Source organism: Ectothiorhodospira lacustris (assembly GCF_022227785.1).
Lineage (GTDB): Bacteria > Pseudomonadota > Gammaproteobacteria > Ectothiorhodospirales > Ectothiorhodospiraceae > Ectothiorhodospira > Ectothiorhodospira lacustris.
In genome coordinates this window covers 1-17,360 of the sequence record NZ_JAJNQM010000034.1, presented here as the reverse complement: position 1 = coordinate 17,360, position 17,360 = coordinate 1, and the positions used below count along the sequence as shown (strand labels likewise).

The 17,360-nt window shown below is 58.9% G+C and carries 10 protein-coding genes and 1 pseudogene; 6 read left to right on the top strand and 5 right to left on the bottom strand.

Going from position 1 to position 17,360, the window contains the following annotated elements:
* Window positions 1-6 precede the first annotated feature (6 nt).
* On the top strand, window positions 7-2,049 hold the full coding sequence (locus tag LQ952_RS08275) for a secretin N-terminal domain-containing protein (RefSeq protein ID WP_238622190.1): 2,043 nt from the start codon (window positions 7-9) through the stop codon (window positions 2,047-2,049).
* Here the strand turns inward: LQ952_RS08275 and LQ952_RS08270 are convergent.
* From LQ952_RS08270 to LQ952_RS08255, 4 genes are all read right to left on the bottom strand, one after another.
* The gene (locus tag LQ952_RS08270) at window positions 2,036-3,052 is read right to left on the bottom strand and encodes a hypothetical protein (protein ID WP_238622189.1); all 1,017 of its coding nucleotides are present in this window, start codon (window positions 3,050-3,052) and stop codon (window positions 2,036-2,038) included. The genes LQ952_RS08275 and LQ952_RS08270 overlap by 14 nt on opposite strands.
* Before the next feature lie 147 nt (window positions 3,053-3,199).
* Window positions 3,200-5,617: a polysaccharide pyruvyl transferase family protein gene (locus LQ952_RS08265; RefSeq protein WP_238622188.1), complete on the bottom strand. Its 2,418-nt coding sequence runs from the start codon at window positions 5,615-5,617 to the stop codon at window positions 3,200-3,202.
* Window positions 5,607-9,698 (bottom strand): glycosyltransferase family protein, encoded by a 4,092-nt coding sequence (locus tag LQ952_RS08260; RefSeq protein ID WP_238622187.1) that lies wholly within the window; start codon window positions 9,696-9,698, stop codon window positions 5,607-5,609. The genes LQ952_RS08265 and LQ952_RS08260 overlap by 11 nt, the downstream gene beginning before the upstream one ends.
* A gap of 249 nt (window positions 9,699-9,947) precedes the next feature.
* Complete coding sequence (locus LQ952_RS08255) at window positions 9,948-10,526, bottom strand: hypothetical protein (protein WP_238622186.1); 579 nt, start codon at window positions 10,524-10,526, stop codon at window positions 9,948-9,950.
* A gap of 337 nt (window positions 10,527-10,863) precedes the next feature.
* On the opposite strand from LQ952_RS08255, the gene LQ952_RS08250 reads away from it, so the two are divergent.
* The 4 genes from LQ952_RS08250 to rfbC all read left to right on the top strand — a co-directional run bounded on the left by LQ952_RS08250 (window position 10,864) and on the right by rfbC (window position 15,326).
* Window positions 10,864-12,630, top strand: a complete 1,767-nt coding sequence (locus LQ952_RS08250) for an SLC13 family permease (protein ID WP_238622185.1) — start codon at window positions 10,864-10,866, stop codon at window positions 12,628-12,630.
* Window positions 12,631-12,636: 6 nt separating this feature from the next.
* On the top strand, window positions 12,637-13,590 hold the full coding sequence (locus tag LQ952_RS08245) for a glycosyltransferase (RefSeq protein WP_238622184.1): 954 nt from the start codon (window positions 12,637-12,639) through the stop codon (window positions 13,588-13,590).
* Between the two features lie 300 nt (window positions 13,591-13,890).
* Complete coding sequence (rfbA, locus tag LQ952_RS08240) at window positions 13,891-14,775, top strand: glucose-1-phosphate thymidylyltransferase RfbA (RefSeq protein ID WP_238622183.1); 885 nt, start codon at window positions 13,891-13,893, stop codon at window positions 14,773-14,775.
* Window positions 14,776-14,777: 2 nt separating this feature from the next.
* Window positions 14,778-15,326, top strand: coding sequence for a dTDP-4-dehydrorhamnose 3,5-epimerase (gene rfbC, locus LQ952_RS08235; protein WP_238622182.1), 549 nt, complete (start codon window positions 14,778-14,780; stop codon window positions 15,324-15,326).
* Between the two features lie 58 nt (window positions 15,327-15,384).
* Here rfbC and LQ952_RS08230 read toward each other — a convergent pair whose 3' ends face one another.
* Window positions 15,385-16,722 carry a capsule polysaccharide biogenesis protein gene (locus tag LQ952_RS08230; RefSeq protein ID WP_238622181.1) on the bottom strand — a complete coding sequence of 446 codons (1,338 nt, stop codon included), beginning with the start codon at window positions 16,720-16,722 and terminating at the stop codon, window positions 15,385-15,387.
* 383 nt (window positions 16,723-17,105) lie between these two features.
* Between LQ952_RS08230 and LQ952_RS08225 the strand changes: the two are divergent.
* Window positions 17,106-17,360, top strand: a pseudogene (locus LQ952_RS08225) (hypothetical protein); the annotation flags it as partial.

The window sequence follows — 17,360 nt, the reverse complement described above, 5'->3', positions numbered from 1 at the left end:
TTCTCCATGCGATTCGTTCAATGGTTTTTCTGGCTGCCGGCGCTACTCCTGCTCGGCGGCTGCGCCACCCAGCCGGGTCCGGTGATGCCGACCCCGCTGGTGATGCCCGGCACGGTGGATACCGCCAACGCGCAGACCGACACGCCCCCCCCGGAACAGGCGGCGCCCCTAAGGCGCGTGGAACGGATGCCCAGGGCGCCGCAAGCATCCGTCGCACCCTCCCCCGTCATCAGCGACGCCCTGCCACTGGAGGCGCGAGATGACATTGCCATCAACTTCGAACAGGTGCCCCTGCCCACGCTGATTCAGGTGGTCTATGCCGAAATCCTGGGACGCACCGTCACCCTGGATGCCGGCATCCGGGACCGGCGAGATCTGGTCACCTTCAGGACGCCACCACAACAGTCATCCCGGCAAGTCCACGAGGCCATGAAGGTCCTGCTGGGTCAGTACGGCCTGAGTGTTGTGGACAGTGGTGCACTGGTGCGCATCACCACGGATACCGAACGCGCGCGGGAACTGCCGGTCATTCGCCGGGGGGCTGCCTTGCCCGAAAGCCCCGAAAGTCTGCGTCCGGTATTCCAGCTCATCGAACTGGAGGCCGTGCGCAATAACGAGGTGGCGGGCTGGATCAGGAATATGTTCGGCAACCGGGTCAACATTGCCGAGGATGCGGGCCGCAATGCCATCATCCTCAGTGGTACCAACGAGAATGTCATTGCCGCGATCCAGGCCATCAGAATGCTGGATCAGCCCGTGATGCACGGGCGTTCCAGCCTGCGCATCGACCCCGCCTACTGGTCGGCGGAGGAGCTATCTGCCCGGCTGCAGGACATTCTGGCCGCGGAGGGATATACCATGCCCCCAGCCAACTTCAACGTGCGCGGCGGCGGCATTCGCTACCCCATCCTCCTGCTGCCCCTGCCCGCCTCCAACAGCCTGCTGGTCTTCTCCCGCAGCGAGGACATCCTCGGTCACATTCGGCGCTGGGTGAACGAACTGGATCGCCCCCAGCAGCAGGCGGGCAAGGACGGCTTTCACACCTATGTGGTCCGCAACACCACAGCGGAATCTCTGGCGGATACGATCAATCAGCTACTGTCCGGCACCCGCTCCACAACGGAAGGCGACAGTGCCGGACGCGGTGACCGGGGCCGAGTGGTGGTGGATCGTGCCAGCAATACCCTCATCATCCAGGCGGATGCGGATGAATACGGGCGCCTTCTGGGCCTGTTGCGAAACCTTGACCGGCCCTCAAGGTCAGCCCTGATCGAAGTGACCATTGCCGAGGTGACCCTGTCGAATGATCAGAAACTGGGCGTGGAATGGTTGATTGAGGAACTCAACAACAAGGGCGCCGGGGTTGTCATCGGCACCTTGAACGGACTGTCCATCGGATCGGCCGGATTGACCATCACCCAACTGGCCTCCGGCGGGGATACACGCCTCATTCTCAACGCCTTGGCGACTTCCAATCGTGCGACGATCCTATCAAGTCCCCGCATCATGGCCAGGAACGGCGAGACGGCAACCATCCAGGTGGGGCAGGACGTCCCCATCATTACCAGCCAGCAGTCGAGTACCGAAGGGACCGGCATACTCCAGACGGTTCAGTACCGGCAGACAGGGGTCATCCTGAATGTGACGCCGGTGATCCACTCCGGCAATCGGGTGGACCTGGACGTCAAACAGGAAGTCAGCGCCGTTCAGACAACCCTGACCGGCGTCAACAATTCACCAACCATCGCCACCCGCAATGTGGAAACCCGGCTAACCCTGCAACATGGTTCCACCGTCATGCTCGGCGGGTTGATTTCGGATGACCGCTCGGAGGGCACTGCCGGAGTACCCGGCCTTAAAAATCTGCCGCTGTTCGGACGCCTGTTTCGCTCAGACTCCCAGGAGAGCAAGAAGACCGAGCTGATCGCATTGATCACGCCTTATATCATCGGTGATGACGATGAGGCACTGGCGGTTACGGAGGCATTCAAGTCCATGCTGCCTTGGCTGGAATCGATGGAAGTGACGCCATCAGTCAGCGAACCATGATCGCCTTCAAAACCTCCCGGGCCACTTCCGGCTGGGTTGGCCATGTGGGTGCTTTCCAGTCTTCAACGGCCTCTGGTAAGGGGTCGTAAAAGAGTCTGCCGTCTTCCCTGCCCAGATAGTGGCGGGCGATGTATTCATAGTCTGCCTGATATCCGTCGACCAGTTTTCGCAGGAACTGGGGATTGAGCATCTCCTTCGGCAAGCGTTGATCTTCGGCGCCCAGTGAGTGCGCATGGGCAAGGAGCTTTTGGCGTGTTTCCGGGTCCGTATCAACACGCTGAAAAATGTCCATCCAGTGCAGGGTTCGCACGGAGAGGGAGGCATTATCCCTTGATGCCATGGGAGGCAGTGCCAGGGATTTATCTTTCAGTTCGATAGCGGACAAAAAATCTGCTGCAAGATCCGGTTGATTCTGTCCCGCTTCATAGGGGCGGACAATCACATTCTCTTTGCCTACAACTTTCGCCCAACGATCCAGAAGGTGCCGATAATCACCGTAATGCTTATTACAGCGGCGGTTATGATTGATAAAACCCACAGGCCCCAGATTCCAGGGAGGCATATGCTTCATCTTGACGGCCTGAGCATATGCGGATATCCACCAGTGATCATGCCGACGCAAATAAACGACTATCCTGAGCGGATAGCCTTCAAAAAAATCCAGCAAAGGTTTCGCCGGCCTGTTCAGAATGAAGTCTTCTGAGCTGAACACAACCTTATCCGGCTTGGCGCTGAGTTCTCGAACAAACTGCCTTTTCAAATCCTGGAGATTGACTTTCCAGGCTGGGCAGACTGAGGGATTACAAAAGCCAAGAGAAGCGCTCAGACTATAATGGGCAGCGCCAATTCGGCCGGCTTTTGGATACAGTACACCCGAGGCACCCAGGGCTTTTTCCTCGCGCTCAAGATAATTTTGCAGAGCGGTGGTACCCGTCTTGTTCATTCCGATGTGAATATGAAGAACAGGTTTCTTTGTCTTTTTAAATGCGCTTAAATTAAGCATTAATCATCATTCTTGAATGGCTTTGGCACACCACCATTTCCGCCACTCCCCCCTTTGGGGAATGACGGAAAGACTGTTCATAAATCTGCTCACCTGTCCTGACAAGAAGATTCTCACGCCATCATCTACCCGCCAACTTCACAATGTTCACGATGAGGAAAGATCAGGGAAGATACAAGAATTGAGAAACCTTGAATGTTGCAATAAATCATTCTCAGATAAATAAGTTACGAATTCCGAAAAGTTCATCTGAAACTTCTTGAAGAAATCCGAATAATCACAGGCTTCGACCAGATCCCGCAATTCCATACTGGATTTAACCTGTGTGTGCATGAGGTATGGAAGCTTGAAGTGCTCACAGAGCTCAAGGGTCCGCATGTCATGCACTATGAACAATGCTGGAATCCCAGACCAAAGAGCCACGACATTCCCATGAAATCGCGTGCCGAAGGAGAAATCGTATTTTTTCCTGATATGTGCCAACCAGGACGGCACATCGTAAAATTTGAAAAAATGCTCACGGCAGTGATCAAAGAATTCATTCTGATCGATCAGCCCCGATGCAAAGGCTTTGCGAATACCCGGATATAAATAAAACGAACCTGAGGAAATAAAATCTTTTTTGTCTATCTCCCCCAAGCTTATCGCTTCTTCGGTGGGGTTACCCTGACCAATAAAATCAGACCCAAGCTTCATGGGTAGACCAATTAAATTTGGATGATCCGATAAAGAATAATTTGCGACGACCCGGATATTATTGGGATCACTCAAACTCAGCAATTTACTCCTTGAAGACCAGTTAGTGGTGGTTGCCACATACACCGACTGACAACCAACTACACGAACATTCTTGACACCATATTTTGCACAAAGGTCGGCAGTGAACTCGCCTCGAACACCCACGGTGGTGGATCGCTCGGCGATAACCTTGAGAAGCCTTATTGACCGCTGATCAACAATGGAATCCTTTATTGACTGCCCAAGCGGAGCCTGGCATCCAAAACCAAACGTGCACACCGGCAAGTCCAATTTCTCAATGAAATCAGCAGCCTTTTGATGACCATCTATATAACTAGGAGTTTTATTTGCGTGCAGCATGGTCGCCGCAACAAAACCAAGCACCTTATGATTGCTGCGTATTTTTTCAATATTCTCTGGATCAATCGAAGATTTGACATTTTTAAATGAATTAAAAATGCTTCTAGCAGCAAAACCATGAATGATGTTACCTGAGTTATCCGGTGTCCTTGGAGTCTGTCGCTCCGCATTCCCGATAAAAGCTATAGGCTTCTTCATCGATTCAATCACTATTTGACCTAATTTAAAATGACCTTCTGATCTATTTCTCACTTTTCGGGAGGAAGCTGAAAAACCGGGACGCCAACCATCAGCTAAAGAAGCACTATCGTGCCCTTGATGGTTATCAGTATCAAGCGTCACCTCAAGCAGAGCTACCGGGCTCTGCCCAGGGGGTGTTATTGAAAGAATCGCAGTATCATGATCGAAGTCCAGGGTGCATTCCCCCTTCCAACGAGCATGACCACCATTTTTTGAGTCAGGATATTCCGTTGCCATGCGAGGACTCCTGACTCCCCATTCCAATTCGGAATTCACACCCTTTCCGCTCAGGGAAAGCCCCCCCCCCTCAGCCGCATCAGCTCCAAGCACTACAACGCCACCAATCACGAATTTTTCTCCCGCAATAACCTCGCTGGGTAAAACATCAATAAATGCCTGTTTCACCCAACTGGGGCAAGCAGGACTCAACCGCCATTTGAGCTTGGCAGTTAGTGGAGAAAACGGCATCAGATCAGCACATCGTTTGGCCAATTCCTCATAACCAGGTATTTCACGGTATTTGTTGCGTGTTCCCTGATCTCCCTTGCCGACGATAGCCTGCGTCCAAGCGGGCAAATCCTCTTCGGCCATGGAAATTTCAAGCGCGGCGAGTACTCTACCCAGCGCAGACTGCGCATCTTGCATGGAAGAGGCGCGATAAACTTCTTCGTAGGCTAATGCAACCGGTTTGGCACCAAGACTTTTGAGTTGGTGCAAAGTTTTTTCCAACAATTCTGTACAGTGCCGCTCATGGGCCAGTAATTTTTCCACGGGCAAAGGTGAAATGGATTCTGGTGGATTCAAGTTTTCGTTCTTGATTTCGAGGACTTTCATCTCCTTCATATCCGGCCCCCAGATGCCGCTATTCTTGGCAAAGTGCAGGGACAGTAGCCGATCAAGGGCATTTCGCCGATAAAGGAAAAGATGCCGATAGCCTGCTGCCTGAGTGGCCTTGATCAAGGCATGGGTAACCGCCCAAGGAACCGTCTCCACGCAGTGCTTGATCACATCACCTTTAGTGACCACATCCTCCACGGCCCGCTGCAGGGCGTCGGCATCCTCTGATTCCTGCCAGGCTTGAGTGATGTGGCCATAGACACGCCCGGCGTTGAAGGGCTCGTGAGGAGCAGACTTGAGTCCAGCCAGTTCAACCAACCGGGCAGTGAGATTGGTGCCACCAGTGCGGCGAAGGGTCCAGATGATGAAGGGAGTGGAATCATTGGCCATTACGGACTTCCTGAGTCAAGTTCTGAAAATCTGCTGACGAAGTGTAGGGGATCGAAACATCTTCTGCGCCAAAGCGGCCCTTGCCCTCGGCAAGCATGGCCTGGTAGCGCCGGTATTCCTTGGCACCTTCAAAGTGCTGAGCGCGGGCCACTTCCGTTTCGACTTTGGCCTTGAAACCGGCATGGTACTTGAAGTGAGCGAACCAAGCCCATTGGGGGGCCAGGTCGACGCCGGAAGCGTAGTGCAATCCTTTGGCGAAGTACATCCAGGGCTGGTAACGTACAAGTGCGGTTTTCATCGAGAGAAAAGCATTAGGCTCGGCAACAGGATCGATGCGATGCCGCAGCGCGCTGTTGTAGGTCGTCAGTTCGTTGCCGTGATACCCCAATCCTAGCCGCCAAGGTTTGAACGGTTGGGCATCAAACCAAGGTGCGGCATGAAAGGGAGCTTGTTGGGTGAAATCCGCCTCTTCGAGATCGCCATAGGGGTACATGTCCACCATCCCGATGCGCACCGCGTTGGCGCCCGTTGATTCGATCTCGGCCAGCCAGTCGAGCAATGGACGTTCCTCGCAATCGGGGTAGATCAGGAATTCATCGGCATCGGCCAGCACCACCCAACGGTTGAAGCAGAAATTGCCGAGCAGGGCCTGTTGCCAGGCTACGCCATAGTGGGAATGTTTGTACTCGGTATCAGCAGAGAACAACGCCACATCGGGCTGTTCCAGCAGGTACTCGCGCGTGCCGTCGTCGGAGCAGTTATCAGCTATGAGAAAGCAACCCACTCCCAGGCGGCGGTAATGGGCCAGAAAATGTGGCAACAGGATCATTTCATTACGCATCACAGCCACCACCAGGGGGGACGCCTCGGATAGCATGCCAGCAAGCTTTCTTGGTGGCAAAAGAAGTTCCAGTTGATCGCTGCCTAATGCCCCATGTTCAGCCCACTGCACATCCAGCCGTACCGGCGCGCAGGTAGGCCAAAGCCTTTTCGGCCACAGTTCCCGACTTTCCTGCAATTGCCGCACGTAGGCCTGATCCCGATCGGTATCAAGATGGCACATCACGGTGGGCGTCACCGCGTTGGGATAGAACAGGTTTTCCCACATGCCCACCGGTACGGCAGCCCCGAAGGTGCGGCGACGCTGGTAGCTTTCGTACTCCTCATCACTGGGGGAGATACCCTGAAGCGCCAGCAAATCACCCACCAGTTTGTCTTCCATCAGTGAAATCGCTACCAGACGCTGACCGGTTTCGGTGGCGCGCGCTTCGCGCAATCCACGCATGGCCCAGCGGGAAAGCACCCACCCGCCGCCACCGTCGGCATAGACGGAAGGCTCGGGCGATTTATCCAGCGTCTTTCGCGCATGCTCGGTGTGTGACTTGCTCTGGTGCCAGGCCCGGTCCATGCTGCCTTCGCCGCGTCTGATCACGCGGCCGTAATAATGGTGCTTGCGGTAGCTCAGATTTTCGAAGAAGCGCGCCACGTCGAGGTAACAGTCGTCGTCGATCTTGTAGAGGTACTGGAAGTCCGTGTGCTCATAGACCCAGTCGATGAGCTTGAGGGTCTTTTGCGGCAGATCTTCGTAACGGTCGGAAACATTGAGGGCAAGGACATCTCCCTCGACTGTATCCTTGCCGTCACCGACAAGGATCACGTAGGGAATGCCGCGAGCCTTGAGATCCTGCACCCAGGTCTCGCGAATGGTCTGGACACGGCTGTCGAGGTATTTGCGGCAGGAGTAAATGACCACAAGCGTATCGCCCGGCCAGGTACTGGGCGTCTGTTTGAGCAGGCAGGATTGCTCCAAGGGGAGTTTGAGCAAGCCAGGGCCGGACTTTTCGGCCATGAGGGTGGCCACATCTTCCGCATACACGCCCGACAAGTGGGGCAACAGCCTGGCCAGCGTCGCGACCAAGGGTGCCGGTGGTGGCAGCTTGCCGGCGGGCAAGACGGCGAGCTGGTCCAGCAGGCGACCGGTCATGTCGGACACCCGCTGAGTGCTGGCCGGGTGCACCGTTAGCCAAGCGGCAAGGTCGAGCGCGAGGGCGTCCCCTTGAGTGGCTTCGGCCATCCACTGCTGCCAGAGGATGTCTACCTCGGCCTGTGCGTTTTTTTCATCCTGCCTCAAATCTTCGGCCAAGGCAGCCACGCGCCCCCCCCAGCGGCGGTGGCGCACAAAGGCGTGGTCTTTCTGGCGCTGGGTCAGGCCACGCAGGGTGTCGAACAAAACTTCCCCACAGGCGGGATAGCGTTCACCCAGAGACGATGGCTGGGTGAGTGGGAACGCCGCATAGCGTACGCCCTCGGTAGGCTCTTCCAGCAGGAAATCGAGCAACCGGTGTCCGGGGTGGGCGACATCGCGATTGATATCCTCCATGCGCGGCCCCGTCCATTCGCGCGCAAAGCGACGGGCATCCCGATTGCCCAACCGATCGAAGCGGCGCAACGCGGAGACAACGATCGTCATCTCTCCTGGTCCGGCGGAATCGGAAAGCCAGGCAAAGATACACTCGGCATCTTGCCTGGCTTGCTGCCAGAGTGCATCACCGGCAAGGTGCTGAGCATAGGGTTCGAGCCGCTGCCAAAAGTGGGGCAGCAGCCCGTAATGCTTGAGCAGGCCCCGGATGAGATCCCCGTGCAACCAGTCGGCATAATGCGGCATGCCTTCCAAAAAGTGCAGGGCACCCTGCAACAAGGCTTCGTCATACAGGCGGCTGTACCAGTCGCCATGGAAGGCATTGAGCATGCCTAGGTAAGCGTAGATGAATTTGTCGATTTTCGCATGGGTTAGGCGACCGGTAATGAACCCCTGCATCGCATGCCGAGCAGCGTAATCCAGACATTCGGTATTAATCCAACCCTGGTGCAAGTGACTGGGAAGCCGCCAGAGGATTTCTGTACTCTTGTCAAAACGACGGCGCGCCGACCAAGCAGCAAGCGCGATGCTGAGCGACCAGGCATCCGTCCCATGCTCCCAACCCAACCACCGTTCGGGGTCGCAATCCTCCCGTGTGAGCAGGCGGTCGAGCCGGTCCAGGCGACACAGTGAGGGTGTGATGGAATCATAAAACAGGGTGCGTACCTGGCGCGGTAAACCCTCGGCTATTGCCATGCTTTCCCGCCAGAAAGCGTCTGCGTCGGTGGTTTCGGTGAGGCGCGCATTCAGATCGCGCAGGGCTGCCCACAGTTGACGCGTGTGCCAGGGCACAGTGCTCTCTTGCGGCAGCGCCTCATCTGCCACCTCAATGTATCCGTTCAGGTTAAAGCGCGTCGCCAAGGCTGTAAGTCTTTGCCGGGCGGTTGCCGTCAGACTGGAATGCAGCCTGGCATAGTGAGCATATTCGAGGGCGCAGCACAGACGGTATTGGTCTGCTGTCTCGACCTGACAGATCGCCTCGATCCACGATCGAATCCGTTCCACTGAAAGCTGGATAGGTCGTCCCACTAGGTGGCCATCCGCCTTGAACGCGATACTTATTGATGTCTTGGGTTTCCCCGTTTCACCAGACCAGAGATAACCGGGCAACTCGGCCTGGAAACCAATGTCCACATCCTCCGCGCCGATTGTCTCGGCTGCGTCTTCGCGCCTTTGCCAAATGGGCTTGAGCGGGTATTCCTTCCCGTCGCACACTAGATGCAGGCTGGCTGGGCGGCGTCCGTCAACAGCGACCCACCCTTCCAGGAGGAATGCGTCACAACGTTCAAGATGGCCGGCAACGGGGGAGATAATCCGTGCATCCTGAGCGAACGGCAAGGTAACGCTCCCATACTGCAGGCAGATCGCCGGTGAGTTTTTGTCGATCTGTTTCAAAAGCTGTCCCAGATCCTCTGGCACTGGCGCCTCAAAGCCTGCCTGAAGATGTTGGGCGCCATGGGTTTGAGCGACGTCCCGGCGCTCCGTTCGGCAGATGGACAAGGTGTGGGACTGACCGCCAATGTTTAGCGTCAGCATCTCGGCCCGGCCTTCATCAAGCAACCACCCGGTGATGCGGGTGGGTGTCATCTTTTCCACCATCCCGATGGGTTTTGCTTTATTTCCGGTAGGTCTTGTTTTTTTATGAAAATACTTTTTCATCATTTTGCGCGAGAAGCTCCGTCTTTCAGGGCGGGAAGGGATAAGGCATCGTGGCAGCACTATGAGGAGGCCGGGTTTACGGCCTCCCGAGAGAGTTCAGATTGAACAATCGTCACCATTCAGGCCTCAGGTTTTGTGCAAGCCCAGAGAAAGCAGGCAGTCACAGACCGCCCACGCGAGCGAAAATGGACCGCAGGCAGTGTCCCTTTGCGGCACCCGGTGGTCCTTTTTTTGGAGGGGTAAATGGGTGGCTTAGGTTAAACCACCGGGGCGGCTTTGAGAAGGGTGGACTTTTCGCTGCCTGGGGCCTGATTTCCCCAAGAAGCGGATCCTGCTGATGCTCATGAACGCGATGAACAGGTCCGTGCGCTTGCGGCCCAGGCCGTATTCCCGAGTGATGCGACCGCCACCGTTGACGAAGCGCTGCAGAAAGGCCTGCATGAGCAATTGCGGGCTGGCTTCTGCCAGGGCGTTTACCAGCCAGGGCTGGCCGCGCGTGTCTTCCCATAGCTCCGGGAAGATGGCGGGATCGAAGGGCTGCCCGGTGTCGTCGGTGTGCTGTTGCCACAGGATGCTGCATTCATCCTGAGTGAAATTACCCATGCGCAGTGACTTGGCCTTGATGTTGAAGGCGCTGCCGCCGGTGATCACCTGGGCGCCTTCCTGATGCAGGCGGTAGCCGCGCACGTCCCGCACGCCGCACAGGACGATGCTCTGGGGGAAGGCTTCCGGGCGTTGGGCATAGCCGGCGCGTATCTGGCGCAGTTGAGGGCCTTCATCATGGCCAGCAGGGTGCTGGTCTTGGTGGCGGACTCGTCCCAGTCCCGTCAAACGCCTTCATGTGTTCGCCGTATGAAGACTGCCGTCAGTCCCAAAGACTGCCGTCATTCCCGCTTTCGCGGGAATGACGGCAAGAAGGCTTTTGCGGGAATGACAGATTTTAAAACGGGGATGCCGGACTGTGACGACCCGGGATGCGACCGATACGGCCACGTTGGCAATGGTTCGACAAAACGCGCGTTTTCCGGTGCGTTGGCGCGGAAGCCGCCCCGCCCCCGCCCCCGCCCCCGCCCCCGCCCCCGCCCCCGCCTCCGGCACGCCCTCCCCTCTTGCTGTATATTCCAGTGCCAGAACACTTCTCCCGCCATACTATTAAAAGACTCATCCCATGCCACTGGAAGCCTGGTTCACCGCCGCCATTGTGGTCGGCATGCTGTCGGTGCTCACCCTCACCCGGGCGGCGCCGGATCTCGTCTTTTTCGGGGCGGTGGTGCTGTTGCTGCTGACCGGCATCATCTCCCCCGGCGAGGCCTTCGCCGGGCTGTCCAACCAGGGGGTGATCACGGTGGCCGCGCTGTATATCGTGGTCTCCGGGCTGCGGGAGACCGGGGGGATCCAGTGGATCGTCAATCGCCTGCTGGGGCGCCCGACCAACCTGATGCGGGCACAGGTGCGCCTGACCGGACCGGTCGCCATCATGAGCGCCTTTTTGAACAACACTCCGGTGGTGGGCATGCTGATCCCGGCGGTGAGCGAGTGGGCGCGCAAGTTTCAGTTGCCGGTGTCCCGCCTGATGATGCCGCTGTCCTTTGCCGCCATCCTGGGGGGCACCGTGACGGTGATCGGCACCAGCACCAACCTGGTGGTGAACGGCCTGTTGCTGGAGCAGACCGGCGACGGGCTGGGGCTGTTCGACATCGCCTGGGTGGGGGTGCCGGTGGCCCTGGTGGGACTGGCGTTCATGATCCTGTGCAATCGCTGGCTGTTTCCGGATCGCAGACCGGCCATCAGTGAGATCAATGACCCCAGAGAATATACCCTGGAGATGATCGTCGAGGCCGGTGGCCCCCTGGTGGGCCAGACTATTGAGGAGGCCGGTCTGAGGCACTTGCCCGGCGGCTTTCTCATGGAACTGGATCGGGACGGCACCCTGATCCCGGCGGTGTCGCCCCAGGAGGTGCTGCGGGCCGGAGACCGGCTGATCTTCGTAGGGGTGGTGGAGTCCATGGTGGATCTGCAGCGGATTCGTGGGCTGACGCCGGCCACCGATCAGGTGTTCAAGCTGGATGGCCGGCGTTCGGACCGGGCCTTGCTGGAGGTGGTGGTGTCCAATACCTGTCCGGTGGTGGGGATGACCATCCGTGACGGGAAGTTTCGCAACCGTTACAACGCGGTGGTGATCGCGGCGGCCCGCAACGGCCAGCGGCTCAGGGGCAAGCTGGGGGATGTGGTGTTGCGGCCGGGGGATACTCTGCTGGTGGAGGCGGGGCCGAGTTTTCTGGCCCAGAACCGCAATCGGCGGGATTTTTTCCTGATGAGCCAGGTGCAGGATTCGGTGGCGCCGCGCCATGACCGGGCGCTGGTGGCGGTGGGGATCCTGGCGGCCATGGTGGGCAGCGCCACCCTGGGGCTGTTGAGCATGCTGGAAGCGGCGCTGGCGGCGGCAGGGCTGATGGTATTGACCGGCTGCGTGAGCATGTTCTCCGCCCGCAGCAGCCTGGACTGGTCGGTGCTGTTGACCATCGCGGCGGCCTTCGGGGTGGCGGCGGCGATGGAGAACACCGGCCTGGCCCAATCGATCGCCCTGGCCCTGACGGGGCTGGCGGGCACGGATCCCTGGGTGAATCTGCTGATGGTGTATCTGGTGACGGCCCTGTTCACGTCGCTGATCACCAACAATGCGGCGGCGGTCCTGATGTTTCCCATCGCGTTTGCGGTGGCGGCGGACCTGGGGGTGAGCGTGCTGCCGTTTGCGGTGATCATCATGTTCGCGGCCTCGGCCAGTTTTGCCACGCCGTTCGGGTATCAGACCAATCTGATGGTGTACGGTCCCGGCGGGTATCGGTTCAGCGACTATCTGCGGGCAGGGATTCCGCTGACGGTGGTGACCGGGGCGCTGGCACTGCTGCTGGTGCCGATGGTGTGGGAGTGGTAGGGGCGGATGATCTTTCTGGTGGAAGAACAGCCCAATCCCTCCTCGGATTTTTTCGTGCTCCCGGCATTGCGGGCCGGGGGGGAAGCCGTCCGGCGTTGCCGGTTCTCGGATATCCCATCCATCGAGGCGCTCCAGGGGGCGACGGTGGTGTTCGTGCGTTACATCCCCCCTGCCTGGCGCCGATTGCTGGAGCATGCCCATGGACATGTCGCGCATCTGGTGCTGTTCATGGATGACGATGTGCTGGATGTTCGGGCTTCGGCGGGCATGCCCTGGCGGTATCGGGCCAAGCTCTGGCACCTGGCGGCACGGCACCGGGACTGGCTGCGCCAACGGGGGGCGAGACTGTGGGTGTCCACCCCTTATCTGCAGCAGAAGTATGCCGACTGGCAACCGGAGTTGGTGCTGCCCTGCCCCGTGCCGCCGCCGGCATCCATGTGCCGGGTGTTTTACCATGGTTCTGCGTCCCATCAGGCCGAGATCCGCTGGTTGCGACCGGTGATGGAGACGGTGTTGGCGCGGGATGAGCGGGTGTATTTCGAGATCGTCGGCGGCCGGGATGTCTACCGGCTGTATCGGGGGCTACCTCGGGTGACGGTGGTGCACCCCATGCGCTGGCCGGCCTATGGGGGGTTTCTGGCGTCGGCCCAGCGGGATATCGGGCTGGTGCCGCAGTTGGATCTGCCGTTCAATCGGGCGCGTTCCCACACCAAGGTGTTTGATATCACGGCCTGTGGGGCGGCGGGGGTGTATTCGCCGGGGTCAGCCTGCGTGGCCGTAATTTCCCATGGGGTCGATGGGTGGGTGGTGCCGCTGGATCAGGCGGCCTGGGCGGAATCGATCCTGGCGCTGGCCGGCGATGAGGCTCTGCGGATGGCGCTGGCGGCGAAGGCCAGGGAGACGGTGGCGAGGCTGGCTGATGGGTACTCCCGTCATGGCCCCCTGCCGTCATCCCAATGATGGCGCCCTACTGTCACTCCCGCGATGCCCCTGCAGTCACTCCCGCGATGCCACTTGCCGTCACTCCCGCGAAGGCGGGAGCCCAGAATTCCCAGTCCATCACCTGGATTCCCGCTTTCGCGGGAATGACGGATTCAGGAGCGGGAATGACGGATTGGGTGTGGGGAATGACTGATTCAGGCGGGGGAATGACGGATTTGGGGTATGGAAATGACGGATTGGGATGCAGAAATGATTGATTTTGAAGAGAACGCTTTAGAATCCAGACATCTCCCCCTGCCATAAACCATGCGAGGCACCATGATCCAGAAGCGCAAAGGCATCATCCTCGCCGGCGGCTCCGGCACCCGGCTTCATCCCGCGACCCTGGCTGTGTCCAAACAGCTGCTGCCCGTCTATGACAAGCCGATGATCTACTACCCCCTCAGCATCCTGCTGCTGGCGGGGATTCGGGAGATCCTGATCATCTCCACCCCCCAGGATACCCCACGCTTCTCGCAGCTGTTGGGGGACGGCAGCCAGTGGGGTATTCAGCTTTCCTACGCGGTGCAACCCAGCCCCGACGGTCTGGCACAGGCCTTCACCATCGGCGCCGATTTCATCGGTGATGATCTCTCCGCCCTGGTGCTGGGGGACAATATCTTCTACGGCCATGACCTGCCGCCCATGCTGAAAAGCGCCATGGAGCGGACCCGGGGCGCGACGGTGTTTGCCTATCATGTGCAGGATCCGGAACGCTACGGGGTGGTGGAATTCGACCGGGACCAGCGGGTGCTCTCCCTGGAGGAAAAGCCCTCGCGTCCCAAGTCCAGTTATGCCGTGACCGGGCTGTACTTCTATGACCAGCAGGTGGTGGAACTGGCCCGGGGCCTGCGGCCCTCGGCCCGGGGGGAGTTGGAGATCACCGACCTGAACCGACGATATCTGGAACAGGGTGAGCTGCATGTGGAGATCATGGGCCGCGGCTATGCCTGGCTGGATACCGGTACCCATGACAGTCTGCTGGATGCCGGGCAGTTCATTGCCACCATTGAGCAGCGGCAGGGCCTGAAGGTGTGCTGTCCGGAGGAGATCTGTTTCCGGGCCGGCTGGATTGATGGGGCACAGCTGGAAGCTCTGGCCGCGCCCCTGGCCAAGACGGGCTATGGACGGTATCTGATGAACCTGCTCCAGACGGAGGTGTGATAATGGAGGCAAAGCGTCTGGCCATTCCCGAGGTGGTGCTGTTGACGCCCAGGGTGTTCGGAGATGAGCGGGGTTTTTTTTACGAAAGCTTCAATGCCCGGGCCTTCGAGGCTGCCGTCGGGGTACAGGCTGAGTTCGTGCAGGATAACCACTCACGCTCGGCGAAGGGGGTACTGCGGGGGCTTCACTATCAGTTGCCGCCTCATGCCCAGGGCAAGCTGGTGCGGGTGGTTCAGGGGGAGGTGTTTGATGTGGCGGTGGATATTCGTCGCTCGTCCCCCACCTTCGGGCAATGGGTGGGTGCCGTGCTGTCCGCGCAGAACCGGCGGCAGCTGTGGATCCCGCCCGGGTTTGCCCATGGTTTCCTCACCTTGAGCGAGGTGGCCGAGTTTCTCTACAAGACCACGGATTTCTATGCGCCGGAGTGTGAGCGCTGCATTGCCTGGAGTGATCCGAAGATCGGGATTGCCTGGCCTTTTGAGGGGGAGCCGGTGCTGTCGGGGAAAGACCAGGAAGGCGTGCCGCTGGTGAAGGCGGAGGTCTTTGCATGAAAAGACACCCCCTTCTCCCCCGGGGGGAGAAGGGTCGGGGATGAGGGGAAGTCGAAGCTCAGACCACCTTTCCGGACACCGGTTGGGCACATTTCCCCAGTACCGCCGTGCCGGGGCGCAGATTGCGCTGCTGACGCCGTTCCCGCGCCCGGTCCAGATCCGAGTCCGTGGCAAGCGCTTCCGCGCCCAATAGTGGCGGCCAAGTGACGCCGGTATGTCCCTTCAGGCCCGGCAGGGGCTGATAGAAATTCCCGTTGGCCTGGTTATGGGCCAGCAGCCAGGCACGAAACCGCTTGAACAACGCCTTGTCCACTTCCCCGGGGTTGTTCCAGAAACTGTGCAGGGTACCCTGATGGGTCAGCCCCGGCATGTGATAAACCGGGTCACCCAGTACGCACACCGGGGTGCCGTGCAGGATGGAAGACAGGCCCACGGTGCTGTTGATGACCACAGTGCCGCGGGCGCGCTCCAGCAGCATGGGCAGATGGACGTCGTGCACGTAGTCAACCCGCCCCTGGAGTCGATATTTGTCGGTCAGACGGCGGATGAGCGGGCCATATTCCCGATAGCCCCGGTCCATGGGGTGATGCTTGATGACCAGGCGCTGATCCGCCGGCGCATGTTCGGCGAAGGAGCGCATCACGTCTTCGATAAAGGTCGGGATGTCGCGAAAATCGGAATGGACCCGGATCTGGGCATCGTTGTGGGTCTGCAACGGGACCAGGAAGAAACTCCCCGCCGGGGCATCCTGGAGTGACTGAGCCACCTTGTGTTCCCGTAGCTTGAACCAGTGCTTGCGCCACAGGCTCCGGGTCCAGACAAAGGCCTCGGACAGTGGATGCAGGGGGCGATGGTGCTCATAGCCGGGAAAGCGACGGATCAGGACGTGGCTGGCAATGGAATAAAGTGTGGCATAGATGCCCGCCCGCAACACCGGACTGGTGGCGCGGGCCCAGGTGGCCGTTTCCACCTCGTGGGGCGCGAAACGACGGTAGTGATCCGGGTCCCGCGGCAAGGAGGAGTAGCTGTTCACCCCGTCCTGCTCCAGGGTGATGTGATCCGGACGCAGGTACCCTTCCTCGAATACGTACAGACGGACCTTGAGAAAACGGATGACGTGGGGCACTACGGCATGATAGGGACGGCAGTCACCGAAGAGCATCACGGCATCGTAACCGCGATCCGCCAGCAGGCCGGCCAGGTAATCCGGCCAGTCCTTGAGGGTGCCGCGATAATTGATGGCACGGAACGGATAGAACAGCTGGTCGCCGGCACAGAAGTTGATCTTGTCCACTTCGGCTCCGGCAGCCTCCAGATCTTTTCTCAGGCGCCAGAAGAAAGGCCCCATGGGCCCCTGCAGCAAAAGTACACGCTTGCCCGAAAATTGCGACAGCACGACGACCTCTCAACCGTTGAGAATAGGAGCCGCGGGGATTCCGACCGGCCCTCGATCCATGGAGGGTAAAATTTGCCGACAGTATAGCATCCTGATCCGAAATGGTGCTTTGCAGTGCACCACAGAATTGGGTTTTCTTTTTCATCCCCGGCTGGATTCCCGCTTTCGCGGGAATGACGGATCTGATGCCTGGATGCCCGCCTGCGCGGGAATGACGACCTGCCGAATGACTTCTTCACTCGTCACTCCCGCGAAAGCGGGAGCCCAGAACCCTCGGTCACGGGAATGACGGCCTGCACGAAGGCATTTGGTGAGCACAACTTGACCCCTTGCAGGGATCAGGTTAGAAACCTGCCTTCGTCCACGGGGTGAGAGAAACGTCCATGTTGAAAGGATCCACCTGCCGGGCCGGCTTGTGCGGGACTTTATCCTTCTCCAGCCAACACCTTGCCACCGCCCTGCTCTGCTGCCTGCTTGTGGTAAGCGGGCTATGGCATGGACCCGCCGCAGCCGCCGACGCACCGGCTCGGGATCTGACCCTGTACGCCGGTCAGGGGGTGGACTCGGATCTGCTGCAGATGCCCAAGAAGCTGGTGGATGGCTCGCTGGATTATGAGTCCAGCTATTTTACCGCCCTG

What these genes read in the sequence shown, in the direction of transcription:
- LQ952_RS08260 (WP_238622187.1), bottom strand. Translation starts at nt 9,698, where the DNA reads ATGATGAAAAAGTATTTTCATAAAAAAACAAGACCTACCGGAAATAAA.
- rfbC (WP_238622182.1), top strand. Translation starts at nt 14,778, where the DNA reads ATGGAGGCAAAGCGTCTGGCCATTCCCGAGGTGGTGCTGTTGACGCCC.
- LQ952_RS08245 (WP_238622184.1), top strand. Translation starts at nt 12,637, where the DNA reads ATGATCTTTCTGGTGGAAGAACAGCCCAATCCCTCCTCGGATTTTTTC.
- LQ952_RS08265 (WP_238622188.1), bottom strand. Translation starts at nt 5,617, where the DNA reads ATGGCCAATGATTCCACTCCCTTCATCATCTGGACCCTTCGCCGCACT.
- LQ952_RS08250 (WP_238622185.1), top strand. Translation starts at nt 10,864, where the DNA reads ATGCCACTGGAAGCCTGGTTCACCGCCGCCATTGTGGTCGGCATGCTG.
- LQ952_RS08275 (WP_238622190.1), top strand. Translation starts at nt 7, where the DNA reads ATGCGATTCGTTCAATGGTTTTTCTGGCTGCCGGCGCTACTCCTGCTC.
- rfbA (WP_238622183.1), top strand. Translation starts at nt 13,891, where the DNA reads ATGATCCAGAAGCGCAAAGGCATCATCCTCGCCGGCGGCTCCGGCACC.
- LQ952_RS08270 (WP_238622189.1), bottom strand. Translation starts at nt 3,052, where the DNA reads ATGCTTAATTTAAGCGCATTTAAAAAGACAAAGAAACCTGTTCTTCAT.